This is a genomic window from Leptolyngbya sp. FACHB-711 (assembly GCF_014695615.1).
Classification (GTDB): domain Bacteria; phylum Cyanobacteriota; class Cyanobacteriia; order Elainellales; family Elainellaceae; genus Leptolyngbya_A.
In genome coordinates this window covers 1-5,490 of sequence record NZ_JACJOR010000480.1, presented here as the reverse complement: position 1 = coordinate 5,490, position 5,490 = coordinate 1, and the positions used below count along the sequence as shown (strand labels likewise).

Sequence of the window (5,490 nt, the reverse complement as noted above, 5' to 3'; positions counted from 1 at the left end):
ACTTAAGTTGGCATCCACCAGATTTGCGCTTGTCAAATTTGTTTCAGTTAAATTTGCCCCAGTCAGGATTGCACCCGTGAGATTTGCCTGACTCAAGTTTGTTTTGGTGAGATTTGCCTTTGTTAAATTGGCACCGCTGAGATTAATGCCAGCCAGGTTCAGGTTTCTCAAATTTGCTGCCATCAGGTTCAGGTTTCTGAAATCTCGTTGTCCTGCTGAATAGCGGCTGCAAAGTTCTTTAGTATTCATAGTCAAATATTTCCAGAATAAATGAATTAGATCGCCCTTAAACTCAATTCCCAATTATGGTCGAAACTTTCTCTTGCGCTGTTTATGCTTTGCAAGCTCTTTGCGCTTCCGTTTTTCGATTGGGGTTTCAAAATGGCGATGCTTCCTCATATCTGGAAAAATTCCTGCTCTGGAAACTGCTCGCTTAAATCGACGCAATGCTGACTCAATTCCTTCATTCTCACCAGGAATAACTTGGGTCATTCAATTTCCTTATTTAATTAGATCAACTAAGGCTGGTGAAGAAAAATGCTTGCTTCTAAAAAGCCACCAACCAGCCTTAGACTTGAGCGTTCAAAAAGCGATGATTTTAATTCCCGAATTTAGTAGCGTCGAGAAGAATTACCCCGGTTGCCCCAACCGCCGCCGCCACCGCCGCCAGAACCTCTTTCTTCACGGGGTCTTGCTTTATTGACTTTTAGATCGCGTCCCATCCATTCTGCGCCGTCAAGTGCTTCGATCGCGGCAGTTTCTTCTGCATCGGTTCCCATTTCAACAAAAGCAAATCCACGGAGCCGACCTGTTTCGCGATCGGTCGGAAGTTGAACTCGTTTCACCGTTCCGTATTCTTGAAAAACCTGATTCAAACCATCCTCCGTGACCTCGTAGGATAGGTTGCCCACATAAATTGACATAAAGATTCTCCAAAACCATCAATGTAGAGAATTAGATTCGGAGAAACGCTGGTGGAACGAATTACACGCCCGAAAATAAGCCTTACCTAAGACGGTAACACAGAATAAGAAATCGTGGAGAACAGGGGAGGTGACAGAACGATCGCGATTCTTGCCACTTCTGACCCAATGGTGCTGTCTTAATCCTAGCCGGTTAAAGCTGCTCATTATGCTTCAACGTTCAACAATTCAGTGATCCCGCTGATCAAAAGGTCTGGTTCGATCGGCTTTGCCATATGGCGTTGAAATCCGACCTGTTGTGCCTGTTGCTGATCCCCTTCTGAGGCATAGGCGGTCAGGGCGATCGCCGGAATTTGTCCACCTAAAGCGGGTGCAAGTGCCCGGATCTGCCGCATGAGCATATAGCCATTCATCTCCGGCATTCCAATATCGCTGAGCAGCACGTCCGGCGGGGATCGCGTGAGTGCCAAAAATCCTTCTGTTGCAGTCGAGGCAGTCGTGACATTGGCTCCTGCCTGTTTCAAAACAAACGCAACAAATTCTCGCGAGTCCATTTCGTCATCAATCACCAGGACGCGCAATCCGCTGAGAGGATGAGGGGATAAGACGGTGAGGGAATGGGTTGCTCCCCGTTCCCCCGTTTCCCCATCTCTCCCACTCCTTAACAGCGGCAGTTTGACGGTAAACGTCGCTCCCAACCCTTCTCCAGGACTTTCAACTTGCACTGTGCCGCCGTGCAGTTCGACAATTTGCCGCACGATCGCCAGCCCCAACCCCAGTCCGCCAAATTTGCGCGTGGTTGAGCCGTCTTCCTGTCGGAAATACTCAAACACATGGGGCAGAAAGGATGGACGAATGCCCACGCCATTATCAATCACTCGAATTTGCGCAAACTGATCGAGCTGACGCAATTCGACAGTCACGTTTCCGCCCGCTGGCGTGAATTTAACCGCATTCGTCAGCAAGTTCCACACCACCTGCTGTAAACGGGCTGCATCGCCCGAAACCGGAGCAATCGCCGAATCAAGGTCAGGCAAGATGTCGATGTTTTTGGCTTCGGCTGCCAGCCGCACCGTTTCGATCGCCGACGAAATCACAAACGCTAAACTGACCGGCGCCGCTGTAAGAGATAACTTGCCCTGCATAATGCGGGAAATGTCGAGCAAGTCTTCAATGAGCTGCGATTGCAGTTTGGCATTGCGTTCGATCGTGTTTAAGGCTTCAGCTTGGCGAGCAGGGGCGAGTTTGCCGGTTTGCAGCAGGCGAGTCCAGCCCAGAATGGGGTTCAGGGGCGATCGCAGCTCGTGGGACAGCACAGCGAGAAACTCGTCTTTGATGCGGTTTGCCTGAGTTAACGCTTCGGCGCGAACCTGTAGCTCGGTGAGCAGGCGCGATCGTTCTAAAGCTGCTGCCACCTGAGCTGCCACTGCCTGCATTAACTCCAGTTCGTCGGGGGTAAAGCGGTCGCGCTGATACGTCCCCAGCCCCAGCGTACCCATCACTCGATCGCCTACGATGAGCGGATGACTAGCATAGGCTCTGATGCCCAACGACTGAAGCGGTAAGGCAAGCGGTTCGGTGGCTTCCAGGACATTTTCAACCACGATCGGACAGCGACGCTGCACTGCATTGCCACACACTCCCTGACCCAACTCTAAAAATTGAGCGGCGGCAGCAAGGTCTTCTGAAATTCCGCCATAGGTATGCAATTCTAATTGCTGCTGCTCTTCCTGGAAAAAGTAATTGAAGTAAACTTCAAGCTGCAAATGCGCTGCGATTTTTTCAAACAATGTCGCTAAATAAACCTTCGGGTCTTCAACAATCAGCAAATTGCTGGCAGATTCTGCCAACAGTTTAAACTGTTCATTGCTCGCGTGAATCGCCGCTTCTGCCTGTTTGCGATCGGTAATATCTGCCAGTGCTCCCGGAAAGGCGATCGGCGTGCCATCTGGGGCATACTCGACCTGACCTCGTGCCTTAACCCATCGCTCTTCGCCAGCCGCAGTTTGAACCCGGTACTCTGCCGTGTACACTTCACCTGTTTCGATCGCCTGTTGAATTTTCGCTGAAACGTGAGGACGGTCTTCCTCGTGCATCGAATTGATAAAGAACTCGATCGGCAATCCTTCTGCCGTGGCGATCGCAACATCTACGTTAAATAAACCAGCAAACGCCGAGTTCACAACGATCCGATTGGCAGAAATATTCCACCGCCAGGTATAAACGCCGCCTGCCACTAAAGCTGCTTCGAGCTGCACATGGGCTTCTCGCAGATCTTGTTCAGCTTTTTGGCGCTCGGCTTCATGCTGCTTCACGGCGGTAATGTCTCGCGAAATTACGACAAGCTGCACAACCTGTCCGACGGCATCTCGCACTGGCGTAATCACGCTATCCCACCACTTGGGCGTGCCTTTCACAGTCGGAAGATAGCCTTGAAATTGTCCGACATTTCCTTCTGTGGCGGCAGCGATCGCCGCTTGTGCCTTTTCCCGATCTTCGCCCTGCCATCGCTCCAGCCAACGGGTATGCAAAATCGAACAGAAATCATCGATTTCCAGTAGCCGTAGCCCTCCCGGACTGATATAGGAAATTTCGGTGTTTAACGCTAGAAGTTTGATGCAGTCTTGACTGCTCTCTAGAATGCGATCCTTTAGCTCCTCACTTTCTCGTAAGGCGGCTTCAGACTGTTTGCGATCCTGTTCGAGGTGCTTTGCGACGGTGATATCGACAGCAGCCCCGTAAAAAACCTGTTCTTCAGGATAGGGCTGCGCTCTCCACAGCAACCATCGATAAGAGCCGTCTTTGTGTCGATAGCGGTTCTCAAAGGCAAAGGTTTCGCTGCCGGAGAAAAGGGCGTCGGCTTCCGAAACTGAGGGGCGGATATCGTCGGGGTGAACAAAATCAGTCCAGGGGCGAGAAGTCATTTCCGCCTGCGTCCAGCCCAGCATCCGCTCAAAGCTGGGGCTAACCCACTGAAAGTAGCCGTCTGTTTTTGTAATCACCTGCAAATCAGACGCGACGGCAAAAAATCGCTCCTGCTCTTGGTCGGACATTTTGCGATCGGTAGTGTTATTAAAAATGATCGCAACTCGATGGTGGTGCGCCCCCTCTACTTTGAAGACGTAGAAATCGTACCAGCCTTTCAGCGGCTCGGTATAAAATTGGTGGCGTTCGCCAATACCAGTCTGGACAACTCTTCCATAGGTTTCCCACCATTGGGATTCGTACCCTGGGTCAAGCTCGCGCAGTCGTTTTCCTACGAAATCCAGTCCGGTGAGGCGCTGCACAGCCGGATTTGCTTCAAGATAAAAAACATCGATTGGGCGATCGTTTTCGTCGAAAATCACATCTGCCAGAAGATAGCCTTCGTCGATTGACTCAAACAGCCTGCGGTATTTTTCCTCGGATTCGCGCAGGTCTATCTCCGCCTGCTGACGCTCTAGCTCGGTGGCAATGCGATTGGCAAAAACGGTTAACAGAGATTTCGTCAGATGAACGTCCTCTAGCGGCTTGCCATCCATCACGCTCAACAATCCCAGTGGATTACCGTTCGAGTCGAAGAAGGGAACCCCTGCATAGCTTTCGACCGAGAGCAGCTTCAGCAAGGGCGCCTGGGGAAAGAGAGCCTGCACATGGTGCGGATAGCAGCAAACTCTGCCCTGCCGAATCACTTCCCAGCAAGGCGTATCTTGCAGCGGGTATTGGAGATTATCAACAATTTGTCCCCCGGCACAGGTGGCGATCGTTTTCAACTGATGAGCGCTATTCTCATCAATCACACCGATGTAGACATAATCAGTGTTGAGAACCCTGGCAAAATGCTGCACCAATGCCTCGAAAAACGCTTCACCCGTCACCGATGCAAGTCCTTGCGTAATCTCCAGCAGGGCGTTGTCCACTTGAGCAACTTTTTGCGCTGCCAGTCGCAATTCCAGTTCATCCACCACCATTGCTGCCAGATCTACCAGAGTCGCTTCTTGCTCTGCAGTCAACGGCTCGTGGGGCTGGCCATCGAGCAAACAAAGCGTTCCCAACTGGAAACCATCCTGACTGATCAGCGGCGCACCTGCATAAAACCGCACCCCCGGTTCACTCTGCACAAAGGGATTACAGGCAAAGCGAGCGTCTTTTTGCGTATCGGGAATAATCAGCGGCTCATCGTTTAAGACGGCAAAGCTGCAAAACGTGGCATCTCGCGGCACTTCACTTGCGCCAAAGCCAACGCAGGACTTAAACCAGGCTCTCGACTCGTCAACCAGCGAAATGAGGGCGATCGGCATCTCAAATAGCCGTGCTGCCAGGCGGGTAATGCGATCGAAAGCGGCTTCGGGGGGCGTATCAAGAATCTTGTAGCGATGCAGGGCTGCCAGCCGCTCGGTTTCATTTTCAGGAATAGGAGTGGAAAGCGTGGACGGCAGGGTATCGGTCATAAAGAGCGACGAGGGCAGGGGGTGGGAGTTAGCGGGAGTCGTGTGCGGTAGCGGAGCGATCGCATTCCAGACCGGATTTTGAGGCAGAGCATCGGTCGCACTCCTGCTTCTGGTTCCCCAGATTTACTCAAACACTT

At 51.7% G+C, this 5,490-nt stretch carries 4 protein-coding genes; all 4 read right to left on the bottom strand.

The features are described from left to right. Positions 1–249, bottom strand: a 249-nt coding sequence (locus H6F80_RS22335; protein WP_190793733.1) for a pentapeptide repeat-containing protein, incomplete at its 3' end; no start/stop codon positions are given. 54 nt (positions 250–303) lie between these two features. Continuing rightward, positions 304–492: a 30S ribosomal protein S21 gene (gene rpsU / locus H6F80_RS22330; protein WP_190793732.1), complete on the bottom strand. Its 189-nt coding sequence runs from the start codon at positions 490–492 to the stop codon at positions 304–306. Positions 493–611: 119 nt separating this feature from the next. After that, positions 612–923 (bottom strand): RNA-binding regulator, encoded by a 312-nt coding sequence (gene rbp, locus H6F80_RS22325; protein WP_190793731.1) that lies wholly within the window; start codon positions 921–923, stop codon positions 612–614. A gap of 206 nt (positions 924–1,129) precedes the next feature. After that, positions 1,130–5,353: a GAF domain-containing protein gene (locus H6F80_RS30030; protein ID WP_190793730.1), complete on the bottom strand. Its 4,224-nt coding sequence runs from the start codon at positions 5,351–5,353 to the stop codon at positions 1,130–1,132. Positions 5,354–5,490 lie beyond the last annotated feature (137 nt).

What these genes read in the sequence shown, in the direction of transcription:
- rpsU (WP_190793732.1), bottom strand. Translation starts at nt 492, where the DNA reads ATGACCCAAGTTATTCCTGGTGAGAATGAAGGAATTGAGTCAGCATTG.
- H6F80_RS30030 (WP_190793730.1), bottom strand. Translation starts at nt 5,353, where the DNA reads ATGACCGATACCCTGCCGTCCACGCTTTCCACTCCTATTCCTGAAAAT.
- rbp (WP_190793731.1), bottom strand. Translation starts at nt 923, where the DNA reads ATGTCAATTTATGTGGGCAACCTATCCTACGAGGTCACGGAGGATGGT.